This window comes from Alteromonas sp. MMG017, from assembly GCF_018100795.1.
Taxonomy (GTDB): Bacteria; Pseudomonadota; Gammaproteobacteria; order Enterobacterales; family Alteromonadaceae; genus Alteromonas.
Genome location: NZ_JAGJDY010000007.1, coordinates 127679 through 141983 on the forward strand (window position 1 = coordinate 127679; position 14305 = coordinate 141983).

Genomic DNA, 14305 nt, shown 5'->3' on the forward strand with positions numbered 1-14305 from the left:
AAAAGGCCGTGTAAAGAGCCCTTGTAAAGCGCCCTTTTTAAGAGATACGAAAACGATTAAGCGGCTTACTGAGGTTTCCCAGATAAATTTTGTTGCGTTGAGTGTTCGTTTAAAAACCCTATCGTGTTTTTAAGTACATTCCTGCGTACAACTATGGAATATAACTGCCCATGACCACCAAGACTCAAGCGTTATTTGCCCCTTTCAAACACAAAGGGCTATCGGTAGACAACAGAATTGTAATGGCACCGATGACACGTGAATTCTCTCCTGAAGGTGTACCAACTTCAGATGTTGCTGATTACTATCGCCGCCGCGCTGAAGGTGGAACAGGATTAATCATCACAGAAGGCACCACGGTGAACGATCCGGTAGCGAATATGAGCCATCGTATTCCTGTATTTCATGGCGACAAAGCACTAACAGGCTGGGAAGAAACAGTAAAAGCGGTACACAGTGTTGGTGGTAAAATTATGCCTCAGCTTTGGCACGTTGGAATGGCTCGAGTTGCTGAAAAAGCCCCTTTCCCTGAACTACCTAGTGCAGGCCCTTCAGGCTTGTTCAAGCCAGGTAAGCAAGGCGCAGAGCCAATGACTCAGCAACATATTGAATCGGTAATCAACGCTTTCGCAACTGCTGCGGCAGATGCTAAACGTATTGGCTTTGATGGTATCGAAATACATGGCGCACATGGCTATTTGATTGACCAGTTTTTCTGGAGTGGCACTAATGTGCGCACCGATGAATGGGGTGGCAGCATGGCAAACCGTGGTCGCTTTGCGGTAGAAATTATTAAAGCTATCCGCGCAGCTACGTCACCTGACTTCCCCATTGTGCTTCGTTATTCACAATGGAAACAACAAGATTACACAGCACGTCTGGCTGAAACACCGCAATTACTTGAAGAGTTTTTAGCGCCGCTTAGCGATGCAGGTGTAGACATTTTCCATTGTTCGCAGCGCCGATATTGGGAAAATGAATTTGAAGGGGAAGATTTAAACCTTGCTGGCTGGACTAAAAAACTTACCGGCAAGCCAACCATTACCGTAGGCTCTGTGGGTCTTAACGATGATTTCTTCGGTGCGTTTACTGGTAAAGGTTCAAACACCCGTGCTATCGATGATTTGATTGAACGTTTAGAAAAAGGTGAGTTTGATTTGGTGGCTGTAGGCCGAGCCCTACTACAAGATTCAAACTGGGCTAATAAAATTAAGCACAATCAACTTGATGAGCTAGAAGAATTTTCAGGAAAGGCCCTCGCTTCGCTTACATAAGCAGTTACGGAAGCAGTGACATAAGCGCTTACATCAGCGCTTATGTAACCTTTTGCATAAATTCTCAATAACTAGCGTGCTCGCTTACTTGGTTGCTACTATCCATGAGATTGCTTAACTGGTAATACAATGGCTAACGCCCGCAGTGGCTAATACTTACAGTGGCTAACACCTACATAAGATACATAAGAATAGTACTTTCACCATTGACCGTTCAATTAAGCAGTAATCTTCACTATGACACAACCAATGCCGTCTAATAAGTTAGCTAAAAATACACTGCTATTAGCCGCAGCTGCCATTGGATTTGCGCAAACCGTTCTGTTCGCTATTTTAGCGCCACTGGGTCGAGAAATTGGCCTAATAGAAGTGCAAATTGGCGCCATTATATCTTGTTCTTCTCTTACGTTATTTTTAATAAGCCCTTTGTGGGGGCGTGCTAGCGATCGTTGGGGTAGACGAAAAGTCCTGTTGATTGGATTGTTTGGTTATTCTGCGGGTACTTTAGTCTTCGCTGGCGTATTCCAAGCTGCACTATTAGGCTTTCTAGCCCCTTTAGCCGCGCTGGGTTTGCTTATCATCACCCGGGTGGGTAATGCCACGGTAATGGCTGCCGTATCGCCGTCGGCAAGTGCTTATATGGCTGACATCACCACAGTAGAAGAGCGTGTAAAAGGTATGGGCGCTTTAGGCGCTGCCACCAATATTGGCTCAATTTTGGGGCCTGCCATTGGTGGGATGTTGGCCAGTATAAGTTTACTTACGCCTCTTTATTTTTCTGTGGGGGTGACCGTTGCTGTTGCGGTATTAGCCATGTTTTCTTTGCCGGTATTGCCTAGGCCTACACATACTTCAACACCCAAAAAGTTGAAGTACACCGACCCTAGAATATTTCCTTTAATAGTTGCAGGCGTATTGTTGTTTATGGGCTTTGCCATCGTTCAGCAAACCATAGCCTTTCGGTTTCAAGACACCTTCGCGCTAAACAGTACCGACACGGCTAAAATTGTGGGATTTAGTTTGATGATTTCTGCGGCATCAGCTTTGCTGGTTCAAATGCTGCTTATTCCTCGATTAAAGCTACGGCCTTTCACGTTACTGCGGCTTTCAATGCCCATCATGATGGTAGCGTTTGCTATTTTAGCTTCGGGTGACACTAAATTTCAGTTTATGTCAGCCATGTGCGTATTGGGTTTAGGATTAGGAATAGCGGGCCCAGGGTTTATGGCTGGGGTATCGGTGGCGGTATCATCAGATGAACAAGGGGCGGTAGCAGGCATCGCTGGCGCTTGTCCGCCTTTGGGGTTTGCGGTAGGCCCGCTTTTAGGCTCATACCTTTACGCTATAGATGCCTCACTGCCCTACTGGTTTTCATTCAGTTGTTATTTGTTGGTGTTCTTCTTCACGCTAAAATTTAAAACACGTCATTAGAATAGGCTATGGCGTTACGTGGGCTTTCTACTTAAGCCATTCAACTAGGGTCTGTCAAAGAGACAGGTTCACCCAAATTGCTAAACATGCGCTATTTTGTAACTACAATGCCTTCAGCTTCTGTCACCGTTTTTGCATCGGCGCGCTCTATCACTTTAAGTAGCGTAGTTTGAATGGTTTCATCGGTTCTTGCGTCAGTCTTGCTAGCAAATTTCTGTTCTTGTGGAGCAGCGCCTTCTTCAGCGATAAATCCCATCACCACTTCGTTTGCGCATTCTGGCGTTTCGCCATAATACGTTAACGTAATTTGTGGGTAGCCTTGAAATCCTTTCTTTACCCTTTTGGCAATGCGTTTTGTCGACTTATCTAAATTCATAATAGCTCTGGTAGGTAATTGTTCTAATGCCTAGAGCATTGCATGTAACCTGAGCAATGTCGCAGGTTATTTACTTATAAAGACTTAATTAACGGTAGTTAGCGAAAACATTGGCTGCTAAAAATGGGTTATTACAAAGAAGAATGCCGATATAACGACGGCTAGCCCCACTAACGCACACCAAGCGCCACTGTGCTGGTTATTATTTCGTGCTATGTTTAGCGCGCCAAAATTTCCGTCTTCAATATCTGAGTGCCATAGATTAACTTGCTTAGGGTATGCACCAAGGGTTACGGCTTTGCAAATAGGCCATCCTACCCAATAGCAAACGGTCCAAAAAAACAATTCAATAATTAGGTAACCAACTGCTTTAAAGAGGCCTTTGGCTACTTCCCCTACAATAACTTCTTCCATCGTTTATTGTCCCTGCTTCATGTAAAACTGACCAAGCCGCTGATAGATGCTTTGGGGTAATTTATAAACTTAATGGCAGAATAGACAATAAATGAGGTACAAACAAAGACCAAGGTGTAACCGAATATGTTAAGTAGTATTACCGTCACAATATAGACTTTGAAAATAAACTCAGAGGTGAGCGCTTCAAATATGGCGTAGGCTAAAACCTGCTGCTACGCCCTAAGGAATAGATTTAGTAAATCAAAAATTATATTTCTGACGTTTTCACATCGTTTTTTAGTACCAGTACGATTAGAAATATAATTGCTAACGGCGGCACGAGTGCAGCGATGAAAGCTATGATAGAGGTAAGAATGGGCGACAGGGTTTTTCGCTTCCCTAAATAATAGCCAACAGTAGCCATCAGTACAGCAAAGACAATAATAACTTGCCCAAACAATGTTGCATTAATATTCATAGCAAAAAATCCTTCGTTTCATCTTCGATAAGATAACCACCTTAGCGAAGGCGATGGTCATCATACAATCGCCCTTACGCAAAGTTGCTAATTTTCACACAAACTGTTGAATTATAATAAATTTAGTTAAAGTGTAAATTAGTTAACTTTAATACTGCCTTTGTCTATCTGTTGTACTGCGGTGTATGGAATAACAATAGTGTCTGCCACAATAGAAAACGCCGCATCAATAACAAAGAAAGGGACTTTCCCAACCGTAGAACCGATATTTTCCCGGCGGCTTGGTTCACCGTTTAACAAACATACATTATATGAGAACCCACTGTATACACGAGGAATTTCTTCGCAGTAGCTTTTCTTACCTTGATGTTCAATTTGAACATGGTTGTTGTCAGGGGAAATTGTTTTCACAGTGGCACAAGAGCAACACGCTAAAGATAGGATGGCGAGAGACAAAATTTTCATATACTACTAATTCCATTTATTAAGTGAGCATTGTCAAACTAATGTTGATTACATCAGCGGTCTATTAGCCAACAATACCATTACCCGACTACAATTTAAAACAACGGCATGAGTCATGTTCATCTTCTTATGCTGTCACTGCATGAAGTTCATATCCAAATCCAAAGTAGATCAATATTTAAACGGCCCGTGTTTAAATTAAATTTTCAAAAGTTTGATAAAGGTCAAATTGTTTAATAAGTAAACGGCGTATTCTATTGGTGTAAAAGCATCTTTTAATGAGCGAGCACCAAGTGACACATTCACGGAAAGAACAAATAGATGCGATGCATGATGGCGTTATTGTAGCGGTAAGGGGGAGTATTGTTGATATTCGTTTTACTAATCAACTCCCAGATATCCACACGATCATTTACGCTAATGACGGTAAGATAACGTTAGAAGTGGTTTCTCAACTCTCAGCAGAAAAAGTGCGTACTATTGCGCTAACTCCTACCCAGGGTTTAGCTCGCGGTATGATTGTAAAAAGCTCACAAGGCCCTTTAAAGGTGCCTGTTGGCCCTTCAATACTCACCAGAATGTTCAATGTGTTTGGTGAAGCCATAGACGGAAAACCTTTTACCGACGATGCAGAGCTTCGTAGTGTCCATCAATCCCCTCCTCCCCTTGTTAGTATTTCCAGCCAGCTACAGATATTTGAAACTGGCATCAAAATCGTTGATGTTCTGTGTCCGCTTGAGCGAGGCGGAAAAGCAGGCTTGTTTGGTGGCGCTGGCGTGGGCAAGACCGTTTTGCTCACCGAAATGATTCACAACATGGTAAGCCACCAACAAGGCGTGAGTATATTTTGCGGTATTGGCGAACGCTGCAGAGAAGGAGAAGAGCTATATCGCGAGATGAAACAGGCCGGAGTATTAGACAACATGGTCATGTTATTCGGACAAATGAATGAACCTCCTGGAAGTCGCTTTAGAATAGGTCATAGTGCGTTAACCATGGCTGAGTACTTTCGTGATGACGAAAAGAAAGATGTGCTGTTGCTTATCGACAATATTTTTCGCTTTATTCAAGCAGGATCTGAAGTGTCTGGCCTAATGGGACAAATGCCATCGCGAATGGGTTACCAACCGACATTAGGTACTGAATTATCTAGTTTAGAAGAACGTATCGCCAATACACAAAGCGGTGCCATTACGTCTATTCAAGCGGTCTATGTGCCTGCTGATGATTTTACTGACCCAGCAGCGGTGCATACTTTTTCTCACCTATCAGCCACCTTAGTATTGTCACGCAAACGCGCGAGTGAAGGCTTTTACCCGGCGGTCGATCCGTTGCAGTCTAGTTCAAAACTAGCTACACCTAATGTGGTTGGTGATAGACATTATCAAGTAGCACAACAGGTTCGTCATATTCTTGCCCAGTACAACGAATTAAAAGACATCATTGCCATGTTGGGCTTAGAACAGTTATCTAAAAAAGACCGTAATGTTGTGGCAAGGGCTCGTCGTTTAGAACGCTTCTTTACCCAACCATTTTTCACTACCGAGCAGTTTACTGGCATGCAAGGTAAGTTCGTTAGCATCGAGCAAGCATTAGAAGGCTGCGAACGTATTTTAAGCGGCGAGTTTGATGAGTATCCCGAAAGCGCCTTGTACATGATTGGCGATATTAATGACGCCATTAGCGGTCAAAAAGTACCTAAAAAAGCAGAGGATGAGGCACATCATGCAGGTTAATATTCTATTACCCAATCAGATATTTGCCCAGATGTCAGGCATCAGCAGTCTTATCATTGAAACTCCTTCTGGAAGCTTCGGCATTCTTCCACAACGTTTAGATTGCATCACTCCCTTGCTGCCTGGAATTTTAACTTATCAATGTAGTAACCAAGAGCCGCAATTTATTGCTATTGATCAAGGGGTGTTAGTGAAAACGGGGGAGCAAGTATCTATATCCGTTAGAAGAGCGATAAGTGGGCAATCTCTTGAAACTTTGCAACAAGCGGTTACCCAAGAATTTACTAATCTGGATGAGGAGCAACAAGCCCTGCGGGCTGTGTTAGCTAAGTTGGAATCTGGATTTCTTAAACAATTTTCGTCACTGTCTAAGCAGTAGCTTCATGGATAAACCACCCATTAATGCTAAAAACAATAGGCCTCCACGCAAGCAAAGCATGTCTCATCAAGTAGATAAGAAAGTGGCATTAAAGTTACATGCTAAGTGCCATAAACACCCAGGCGTCTGGTTTGGATTAGGATTAATGGGGGTTGTGGGCTGGTCTGTGGCACTTCCCACACTTTTGGGTATTGCATTCGGCGTATGGCTTGACGCTAGTATTAATGATTCTCGCTCTTATACCCTTATTTTTTTATTGGCGGGGTTAACGTTGGGCTGTTTTATTGCGTGGAATTGGGTGAGTAAGGAGTATGCAGCAATGCATAGCCTCTCTGTTCAGACTACTTCCACCACTAAGAGCAACGCTGAGCCAAAGGCGAAAAAACTAAAGAAAACGGATAAAAATAAGGAGCTACCTAGTAATGACACTCACTGAAAATGTTAATTTAACCTCGCTTATCTTCCCTTTTCTAATAGGCGCAGTACTAGGTTGCTGTTTTTTCTATGCCCTGTGGTTTACCGTGAAAAAAGGCATTAATGCCACGCACCCAGCACTATGGTTTTTAGGCAGTATCTTAGTTCGTATGGGTACGGCGATAACTGTTTTTTACTGGGTTGGTAATAATGATATTTGGCACCTTACAGCCTGCTTGGTTGGCTTTGTGATAGGAAGAATCCTAGTGACTAAAGTCATTAACAAAGCCAATCCTACCGACGCAGAAAAAGGAGCACTCCATCATGCACCTTAGTCCCGATGAAATTGTTTATTGGCAGTATGGTGCTATTAAGATAAGCGCTACGCTTGTTTTTACTTGGGCCATTATGGCGTTACTGGTGGTAAGTGCCTATTTCATCACTCGTAACCTCAATAAAAAAAGTCATCGCTCACGCTGGCAAAACGCCTTGGAAATAATAGTCATTACCATCAATGAACAAATTTCAGATGCGGGCTTAGAAAAACCACGACGCTACATGGGTTTTCTGGGCACGTTGTTTTTATTCATTGCAATGGCAAACCTACTGACTATTTTCCCCGGATTTGAGCCGCCAAGTAGTTCGCTATCCACCACTATTGCATTGGCTTTTTGTGTATTTGTATCTGTGCCTTTTTACGGAATAACAAACAAAGGGGTGAAGCAATATTTGCTTTCTTACGCTGAACCCACGTATTTCATGTTGCCCTTTAATATTGTAGGCGAGCTTTCACGCACCCTGGCCCTTGCCGTGCGGTTGTTTGGCAACATGATGAGTGGCGCTATGATTTTAGCTATTCTACTGGTCATTTCGCCTTTGATATTCCCTGTTGTCATGTCGCTGCTTGGCCTGCTGACCGGTATGGTTCAAGCCTACATCTTTTTTGTTTTAGCATCGGTTTACATTGCCGCTGCCAGCACGGTTAGTGCAAAAGCCTCCCTTACCCTAACGCCACCACAACAAAAGGCAGAATAATGGATAGTCTTACTTTAATCGCAATTTGCTCAATCATTACCGCAGGTCTTACCATAGGTATTGGCGTGCTTGGGCCATCGCTTGCAGAAGGAAAAGCGGTAGCCAGTGCGCTAAACGCGCTGGCCCAGCAGCCCGATGCATCCCCTACCATTACCCGAACCTTATTTGTAGGGCTCGCCATGATTGAGTCAACGGCCATCTATTGTTTTGTAGTCTCAATGATTGTGTTGTTCAGTAACCCATTTTGGAATTATTTCATCGCCCAAAATGGAGGCTAAGCCATGCCTATCGATTGGTTTACTGTTATTGCACAAATAATCAATTTTCTGATTTTAGTGTGGCTACTTAAGCGCTTTTTATACAAGCCTATTCTTGATGGTATTGATGCACGTGAAAATAAAATTTCACGTGTTCTATCTAGTGCTGAAACCAAAAAGAAAAACGCAGAGACTCTTGAAAACCAATACAACGAAAAACTGACGAATATAGATGCTGAACGCTCAGCTATTATTAAACTCGCTAAAGAAGAAGCACAGAAAGCACACATAGCCGCCATGCAAAATGCCAAAGTACAAGCAGATGCATTTGCAATAAAACGTACCGCTGCTTTGAATACTGAAATTCAAACGTTACAAAACGAAGTGATTAATAAAAGCGTGAAAGAAGTGTTTGCCCTTAGCCGTAAGGTAATCAGCGAACTTTCAGATCAACAACTTCAAGACAAAATGTTCGACAAACTTTTATCACACCTTAAAGCCCTTAATGAAGAGCGACACGTTGGGTTAAACCAGGCTATCCAAAATAACCAAGGACATGCGAAGGTACGTAGCATCGCCCCTTTATCGCAAGTACAATGTGAGCGTCTAAAAGCATATTTACAAGGCCTACTAACTGAACAGACTAGCGGCGAAAGCCTGACTATAGCCCTCGACTTAGAGGTAGATCCTCAGTTGATTGCGGGTTTAGCACTTAGCTTTGGTGGTTGGAAACTCAGTTGGAGCGCTAATGAAACGTTAAATGCATTGCAACGTGAGGTAGAAATGTCTCTTGATGTTCAGTACCAAGAGAACGGCACAAGTATGCCCGTCGACAACGAACACCATTCGCTAAGTGCTAGCAGTTAAGGTCATAACATGAACGACTCTACTACCAATGCCTTAAAAAAACGCTATCAATATGTATTTGATCAATTTGAGTATATCCGTGAATCTCATCATCCTGACGTCAGCTTGCAGGAAATGGGCACCATTGAAAGCGTATCAGCTGGCATTGCGATTGTGTCAGGCTTATTCGGTGCTGGCTTTGAAGAATTACTGCTTTTCCCAAACGATATTTACGGTATAGCATTTAATATTGATGAGCATGAGATTGGCGTCATAATGCTAGGCGACTACACCGCGCTGCATGCAGGTGACGAAGTTAAGCGGACTGGCCGCGTAATGGATATAGCAGTGGGTTATGAGCTACTAGGCAGAGTTATCGACCCATTGGGCAATGCGCTAGACGCTAAAGGCAATATTGTTACCCGAGAACGGCTCCCCATTGAACGACCGGCACCAGAAATTATGTCACGTTCCCCTGTCACCGAGCCTCTACAAACAGGGGTAAAAGCGTTGGATGCTTTGTTGCCCATTGGTCGCGGCCAACGAGAGTTAATACTGGGTGACCGTCAGACGGGTAAAACAGCGATAGCTATCGACACTATTTTAAATCAAAAAGACAAAAATGTACTTTGCGTTTATTGCGCCATAGGTCAAAAATCGGCGTCAGTGGCCAAAACCATCACCACATTACAACGCAACAATGCACTGGAATACACAGTAGTTATGGTAACAGAGGGAAATGATCCTCCCGGGCTAGATTACATTGCACCTTATGCCGCAACCAGTATTGCCGAGTATTTTATGCAACAAGGTAAAGATGTTCTTATTGTTTACGATGACTTAACGCAGCATGCTCGCTCTTATCGCGAACTATCATTATTACTTCGCAGACCGCCTGGACGTGAAGCATTTCCAGGAGATATTTTTTATCTGCATTCTCGGCTTTTAGAGCGTGCCACACACCTAAACGCAGCACTAGGTGGCGGCTCACTCACCGCCCTGCCTATTATTGAAACTGAAGAGCAAAATATGTCGGCTTATATACCGACTAATTTAATATCCATTACTGATGGCCAAATATACTTATCGCCGACTTTGTTTTCTCTTGGCGTACTGCCGGCGGTAGATGTAGGGAAGTCAGTGTCTCGCGTTGGCGGCAAAGCACAAAGACCCGCTTTTAGGAAAGTCGCTGGTGCCCTAAAGCTAGCGTATGCCCAATTTGAAGAACTAGAAACCTTTGCACGGTTTGGTGCACGACTAGACTCCGATAGCCTTTTAGCCATAGAGCATGGATTACGCATTCGAGCGTGCATGAAACAAGCGGAATCCCATCCCTTTTCAGTAGCCGCGCAAATTGCCATTTTACTCGCCCTTACCAAAGGGCTTCTGGATACCATTGCGCTTGCGTTAATTGATAGCGCGCAAGCTTCAATCATAGAGGGGCTTGGTACATTAGCCCCAGCATTGCATGAAAAATTAGCATCAGCACAGCCATTGTCCGATGAAGAGAGCGACACTGTGCTGACCATGATAAAGACACAACTGGCTAGTGTGGAACCGACACCCGTTACTAAAACGTTTTCTGGCGAGGAGCGCTAACGTGACAGAGCTAATATGTATAGCTGTATATGAGAGAGATAATGTGAGAGAGCTAACGTGGGAGAGCTGAGCAGCGGTCTACAGCGTAAAATTAATAGTGCCACAGACTTAAAATCGGTGGTGAGGACAATGAAAGCAATGGCAGCAGCCAATATTAGCCAGTATGAAATGGCGGTTTCAGCACTCGATGACTATTACAAAACTGTACAGCTCGGGTTAGTGGCTTATTTTCGTCATAATCACGCAAATATCAAAGCCGTAAACTATGCGACAGCGAACAAAACCACGTCTTTAGGGAAAGTTGGGTTCATCGCCATTGGTTCCGATCAGGGACTAGTAGGTAAATTCAACGACGCGTTGGTTTCCCATCTGTTAAACAGGATGAATGCGCTGCCAGGTGAAAAACGAGTGTGGCCCATTGGTGAACGTATTCAGACTCACTTAAGTAGTTTGAATATACCTATAGAGCAGCCATTTGCGCTCCCTAATTCAATTAATGCAGTATCAGGGTTGGTCACTTCATTGCTGCAAGAAATAGAAGCACTACTGCAATCAAATGAATTATCTGCACTACACATTGTGTTTAACCGCAGTTTACCCAATGCAAAGTATGAAGCATATAGTCAGAAGGTATTGCCGCTTGATAACGAATGGCAACAAAAGCTAATAGTAACGCCTTGGCCTTCCCGTTGCTTACCTCAATTGCTCACTGATTCAAAGAAAACGTTTAGTGCGTTAATTGGCGAGTATTTATTTACTACCTTTTATAGGGCATGTACTGAATCATTGGCCAGTGAAAACGCAAGTAGATTAACTGCCATGCAACGTGCTGAAAAAAATATAGAAGAAATTCAAACCGAGCTTTCCCGACAATTTCACCGTCAAAGGCAGCAAGGCATTGATGAAGAGCTTTCCGACTTGGTAAGTGGATTTGAAGCCCTGTCTGAAAATTGAAGAGAGGACAATTTTGGAGAACGAAAATGAGTTTTTTGTTTAACAACTTAGGTGTTCTTAATCTCAGGGATTATCTCCAGTAAATCGGTAGCCCCAACATCTACTCCACGCTGAGAAAGTAATGTAGTAATTTGTCCGCGGTGATGTGTTTGATGGTTAAATAAGTGCAGTATAAGTTGACCGAAGTTTTTCGTATGCGGCACGCCCGCAGTATCGTGAAATGACAAGTCAGTGGTAAGCACTTCACTTGATAAGGCATTAGCGAAGGCCAAAATAGCCTCATCCACTTTCACTCTTTGCTCGCGTAGTAACGCTATATCGTCAAAAAGGGTTTCATCTAGCTTTTTAGGAAGCGGCATTGCTATTACGCTGTCTAACTCGCTGAACCTATCAGGATGCTGTGCAAATCGTTGAAGCCAGATAATATCGGCAACCAATATGTGGTTAAGCGTGCCTAATATAGATCCAAAAAAAGCGCCCACATCTTCACTCAATTCAGCGGGGCTTAATTGCAATGCCGCTGAATATACAGACTCATTCATCCACTGATTGTATTGAGCCATCAATGTGAAGCTATTTTTCAAAGACATAACGTTTCCTAAGACATGTCGCTTCGTTTAGTTAATGCTAGCTTAAGTTCATCTAAGTAACTTTCAAAAGGCTTCCACTGCTGCATGCCAGTTTTGTAAATAGGCTGGCGTACTTGTTCTGAACTGGGGGTTTTAATTACCCTTTTGGTTTCATAGAACGATAAACAAGCCGGTTCAAATGGCAGACCGCAATAATCAAGTATGCGCTGCACTTGCCCTTCTAAATCATCAAGCACATCTTCGTGCTGAACGGTTAGAATATGATCGGGCAATACAGAATGCCAGTGGGCCATTAATTTTTCATAAGCACAATAATAACGGCCAATATCGTCTAAGGAATAGCTAAACTCTTGCCCTTCCCCGAATAACTGCTTAAAGCCACTAAAGCAGCAATCCATGGGGTCGCGCCTAGCATCGATAATTTTTGCGTTTGGCAAAATGCGCTTTATAAGCCCAATATGCACAAAATTATTCGGCATTTTATCAATAAAAAATGGGGCAGACTGACGATAAGCTTGGGTTTGCGCCATGTATTTTTCGCCAAGGGCAATACACGCTTCATCAGATAAATCGGCAAGATTGTACGGATACGCTTTCTTCTGATTACTTAAGCTAGAAGCAATGCCTAAAATATCATGTAGCTCCATGGTGCCATCTACCATAGAGTGAGACGCCAAAATTTGCTCTAATAAGGTGGAACCCGCGCGTGGCAAGCCAACAATAAAAATAGGATCGGGCGCATCGCAGCCGCTGAACTCACTCATTAACTCTGCATCGCAAGCCGATGCTTGGGCTTCAAGTGCCGCTTCTGTGCGAGCAATATCAAAGCGATGCGTGCGCTTTTTCAAGATGTTGCCTTTGTTATAATATTCAAATGCTTTGGGGGCCTGCTTGGCATCTTCAAAGCCTTTGCCTAACGCAAAGCAAAGGTGAATTCTGTCGTCTAGCTTTGTGGTTTCAAGCGCTTCTTGCTGTTGCATTTCCGTCAAAGCGTTATCATCAAAACGATAAGTTTTCGTATTAGCCAAGCTCCAGTACGCGTCGCCAAAATCAGGCGCAAACACAGCGGCTTTTTCGTAAGAAGCAATTGCCTCTTTCACATCGCCTTTGGCCTTTAACGCATGGCCTAGCGCAACCCACAGTGCGGGGCGATCTTGCTTATCGGCAAGTAAACTATGATAAATACCAATGGCCTCTTCTAACTCAGCAACACCCACTAGCGCATGGGCTAAGCTTACTTTTATGGAAAAGCTTTCTGGCTGTTGTACTAAGCGCGCTCGTGCCACTTTAGCCGCCTGCGGGAATTTGCCCAGTTTTGCCAGTAACCCTTGGTAAGCCGCTTGGGCTTTATCGTTGTCAGGATAAAGCGCTACACAACTTTCTAATAAAAACTCGGCATCATGATATACCTTTAACTGCACGCCTAATTCTGCCAATAGCATCATGGCTTCAGGGTGATGTTTGTTTTTGGCTAAGAACTGACGGCATACCTGTTCTGCTTTATGCAGTTGGCCTTCGTGCATAAGATCGTGTGCGCCAAGTAATGGTTTGGGCAGACTTTGCAGGAAACTAATGTGTTGTTGTGCGAGTGCCAAAGCTTGAGGTTGATTGTCTCGCTTGTATACGGCCTCTAACTGCTGCCATGCGGCAACAAGTGCGGGGTTGAAACGTGTAGCTTGATAAAAAGCATTCGCAGCATCGCTATGGGCAGCATCGCGTGCATAACAATAGCCCAATTCTTGAAAGCCTCTGCCGTAATCAGGAAATATTTCGACAAGCTGCAACAATGTACTTATTGCGCTTTTAATTTCTCCGGCAAGTCTATAGGCCACGGCCTTTACATACATGGCTTCGCGGGTAGCGTCTTCGCTGGGTTTAGCATTCAGAAACTGCTTACTTTGCGCAATAACATACTGATGATTAGACTGCATCAAACTTTGTTTTAGTGCAGTAAGAGTTTGTTGTTCTTGTGAATTCATAAATACAGCATGCCTAAAAACATAAAAAAACGGCATCCCCTAAGGCATGCCGTTTTAGGTAGGTGTAACATATTACATGAAGTTCAAATTACACCA

Annotated in this window: 17 protein-coding genes; 11 read left to right on the forward strand and 6 right to left on the reverse strand. The window is 43.5% G+C overall.

Features of this window, described 5'->3' with window-relative positions; translation table 11 throughout:
- Positions 1–170: 170 nt before the first annotated feature.
- Entirely contained in the window at positions 171–1274 is a 1104-nt protein-coding gene (locus J8L84_RS12495) for an NADH:flavin oxidoreductase (protein WP_211070980.1), read from the forward strand.
- A 237-nt stretch (positions 1275–1511) separates the two neighbouring features.
- Positions 1512–2705, forward strand: coding sequence for an MFS transporter (locus J8L84_RS12500; RefSeq protein WP_211070981.1), 1194 nt, complete (start codon positions 1512–1514; stop codon positions 2703–2705).
- A gap of 91 nt (positions 2706–2796) precedes the next feature.
- On the opposite strand, the gene J8L84_RS12505 is transcribed toward J8L84_RS12500, so the two are convergent.
- The 4 genes from J8L84_RS12505 to J8L84_RS12520 form a co-directional block, all read right to left on the reverse strand.
- Entirely contained in the window at positions 2797–3081 is a 285-nt protein-coding gene (locus J8L84_RS12505; RefSeq protein WP_211070982.1) for a hypothetical protein, read from the reverse strand.
- A 117-nt stretch (positions 3082–3198) separates the two neighbouring features.
- The gene (locus J8L84_RS12510) at positions 3199–3495 is read right to left on the reverse strand and encodes a hypothetical protein (RefSeq protein ID WP_211070983.1); all 297 of its coding nucleotides are present in this window, start codon (positions 3493–3495) and stop codon (positions 3199–3201) included.
- 250 nt (positions 3496–3745) lie between these two features.
- Entirely contained in the window at positions 3746–3955 is a 210-nt protein-coding gene (locus J8L84_RS12515; RefSeq protein WP_211070984.1) for a hypothetical protein, read from the reverse strand.
- 138 nt (positions 3956–4093) lie between these two features.
- On the reverse strand, positions 4094–4420 hold the full coding sequence (locus J8L84_RS12520; protein WP_057791568.1) for a YceK/YidQ family lipoprotein: 327 nt from the start codon (positions 4418–4420) through the stop codon (positions 4094–4096).
- 278 nt (positions 4421–4698) lie between these two features.
- Between J8L84_RS12520 and atpD the strand changes: the two genes are divergently transcribed.
- Genes atpD through J8L84_RS12565 form a run of 9 tightly spaced genes read left to right on the forward strand, consistent with a single transcriptional unit; the run spans position 4699 to position 11640 of the window.
- A complete protein-coding gene (gene atpD / locus J8L84_RS12525) occupies positions 4699–6156 on the forward strand; it encodes a F0F1 ATP synthase subunit beta (RefSeq protein WP_211070985.1) in 1458 nt (485 codons plus the stop codon).
- The gene (locus J8L84_RS12530) at positions 6146–6535 is read left to right on the forward strand and encodes a F0F1 ATP synthase subunit epsilon (protein WP_211070986.1); all 390 of its coding nucleotides are present in this window, start codon (positions 6146–6148) and stop codon (positions 6533–6535) included. The genes atpD and J8L84_RS12530 overlap by 11 nt, the downstream gene beginning before the upstream one ends.
- A gap of 4 nt (positions 6536–6539) precedes the next feature.
- Positions 6540–6971, forward strand: coding sequence for an AtpZ/AtpI family protein (locus J8L84_RS12535; RefSeq protein ID WP_211070987.1), 432 nt, complete (start codon positions 6540–6542; stop codon positions 6969–6971).
- On the forward strand, positions 6958–7284 hold the full coding sequence (locus J8L84_RS12540) for an ATP synthase subunit I (protein WP_211070988.1): 327 nt from the start codon (positions 6958–6960) through the stop codon (positions 7282–7284). Before J8L84_RS12535 ends, J8L84_RS12540 begins: the two co-directional genes overlap by 14 nt.
- Positions 7274–7984: a F0F1 ATP synthase subunit A gene (locus J8L84_RS12545; protein ID WP_211070989.1), complete on the forward strand. Its 711-nt coding sequence runs from the start codon at positions 7274–7276 to the stop codon at positions 7982–7984. The genes J8L84_RS12540 and J8L84_RS12545 overlap by 11 nt, the downstream gene beginning before the upstream one ends.
- Positions 7984–8262 carry a F0F1 ATP synthase subunit C gene (locus J8L84_RS12550; RefSeq protein ID WP_013783888.1) on the forward strand — a complete coding sequence of 93 codons (279 nt, stop codon included), beginning with the start codon at positions 7984–7986 and terminating at the stop codon, positions 8260–8262. Before J8L84_RS12545 ends, J8L84_RS12550 begins: the two co-directional genes overlap by 1 nt.
- 3 nt (positions 8263–8265) lie before the next feature.
- Positions 8266–9108, forward strand: coding sequence for a F0F1 ATP synthase subunit delta (locus J8L84_RS12555; RefSeq protein ID WP_211070990.1), 843 nt, complete (start codon positions 8266–8268; stop codon positions 9106–9108).
- A gap of 9 nt (positions 9109–9117) precedes the next feature.
- Positions 9118–10686 carry an alternate F1F0 ATPase, F1 subunit alpha gene (locus J8L84_RS12560; protein ID WP_211070991.1) on the forward strand — a complete coding sequence of 523 codons (1569 nt, stop codon included), beginning with the start codon at positions 9118–9120 and terminating at the stop codon, positions 10684–10686.
- Between the two features lie 57 nt (positions 10687–10743).
- Positions 10744–11640 (forward strand): F0F1 ATP synthase subunit gamma, encoded by an 897-nt coding sequence (locus J8L84_RS12565; protein ID WP_211070992.1) that lies wholly within the window; start codon positions 10744–10746, stop codon positions 11638–11640.
- 47 nt (positions 11641–11687) lie between these two features.
- Here J8L84_RS12565 and J8L84_RS12570 read toward each other — a convergent pair whose 3' ends face one another.
- Together J8L84_RS12570 and J8L84_RS12575 are read right to left on the reverse strand one after the other, a co-directional pair.
- Positions 11688–12230 carry a DinB family protein gene (locus tag J8L84_RS12570; protein ID WP_211070993.1) on the reverse strand — a complete coding sequence of 181 codons (543 nt, stop codon included), beginning with the start codon at positions 12228–12230 and terminating at the stop codon, positions 11688–11690.
- 8 nt (positions 12231–12238) lie between these two features.
- Positions 12239–14209, reverse strand: a complete 1971-nt coding sequence (locus J8L84_RS12575) for a tetratricopeptide repeat-containing sulfotransferase family protein (RefSeq protein ID WP_211070994.1) — start codon at positions 14207–14209, stop codon at positions 12239–12241.
- Positions 14210–14305: the final 96 nt, after the last annotated feature.

Excerpts from the sequence above, each read along its gene's own strand:
- J8L84_RS12495 (WP_211070980.1), top strand. The coding sequence starts at position 171 with ATGACCACCAAGACTCAAGCGTTATTTGCCCCTTTCAAACACAAAGGG.
- J8L84_RS12505 (WP_211070982.1), bottom strand. The coding sequence starts at position 3,081 with ATGAATTTAGATAAGTCGACAAAACGCATTGCCAAAAGGGTAAAGAAA.
- J8L84_RS12575 (WP_211070994.1), bottom strand. The coding sequence starts at position 14,209 with ATGAATTCACAAGAACAACAAACTCTTACTGCACTAAAACAAAGTTTG.
- J8L84_RS12550 (WP_013783888.1), top strand. The coding sequence starts at position 7,984 with ATGGATAGTCTTACTTTAATCGCAATTTGCTCAATCATTACCGCAGGT.
- atpD (WP_211070985.1), top strand. The coding sequence starts at position 4,699 with ATGAGCGAGCACCAAGTGACACATTCACGGAAAGAACAAATAGATGCG.
- J8L84_RS12530 (WP_211070986.1), top strand. The coding sequence starts at position 6,146 with ATGCAGGTTAATATTCTATTACCCAATCAGATATTTGCCCAGATGTCA.
- J8L84_RS12520 (WP_057791568.1), bottom strand. The coding sequence starts at position 4,420 with ATGAAAATTTTGTCTCTCGCCATCCTATCTTTAGCGTGTTGCTCTTGT.
- J8L84_RS12515 (WP_211070984.1), bottom strand. The coding sequence starts at position 3,955 with ATGAATATTAATGCAACATTGTTTGGGCAAGTTATTATTGTCTTTGCT.
- J8L84_RS12540 (WP_211070988.1), top strand. The coding sequence starts at position 6,958 with ATGACACTCACTGAAAATGTTAATTTAACCTCGCTTATCTTCCCTTTT.
- J8L84_RS12555 (WP_211070990.1), top strand. The coding sequence starts at position 8,266 with ATGCCTATCGATTGGTTTACTGTTATTGCACAAATAATCAATTTTCTG.
- J8L84_RS12545 (WP_211070989.1), top strand. The coding sequence starts at position 7,274 with ATGCACCTTAGTCCCGATGAAATTGTTTATTGGCAGTATGGTGCTATT.
- J8L84_RS12570 (WP_211070993.1), bottom strand. The coding sequence starts at position 12,230 with ATGTCTTTGAAAAATAGCTTCACATTGATGGCTCAATACAATCAGTGG.
- J8L84_RS12535 (WP_211070987.1), top strand. The coding sequence starts at position 6,540 with ATGGATAAACCACCCATTAATGCTAAAAACAATAGGCCTCCACGCAAG.
- J8L84_RS12500 (WP_211070981.1), top strand. The coding sequence starts at position 1,512 with ATGACACAACCAATGCCGTCTAATAAGTTAGCTAAAAATACACTGCTA.
- J8L84_RS12510 (WP_211070983.1), bottom strand. The coding sequence starts at position 3,495 with ATGGAAGAAGTTATTGTAGGGGAAGTAGCCAAAGGCCTCTTTAAAGCA.
- J8L84_RS12560 (WP_211070991.1), top strand. The coding sequence starts at position 9,118 with ATGAACGACTCTACTACCAATGCCTTAAAAAAACGCTATCAATATGTA.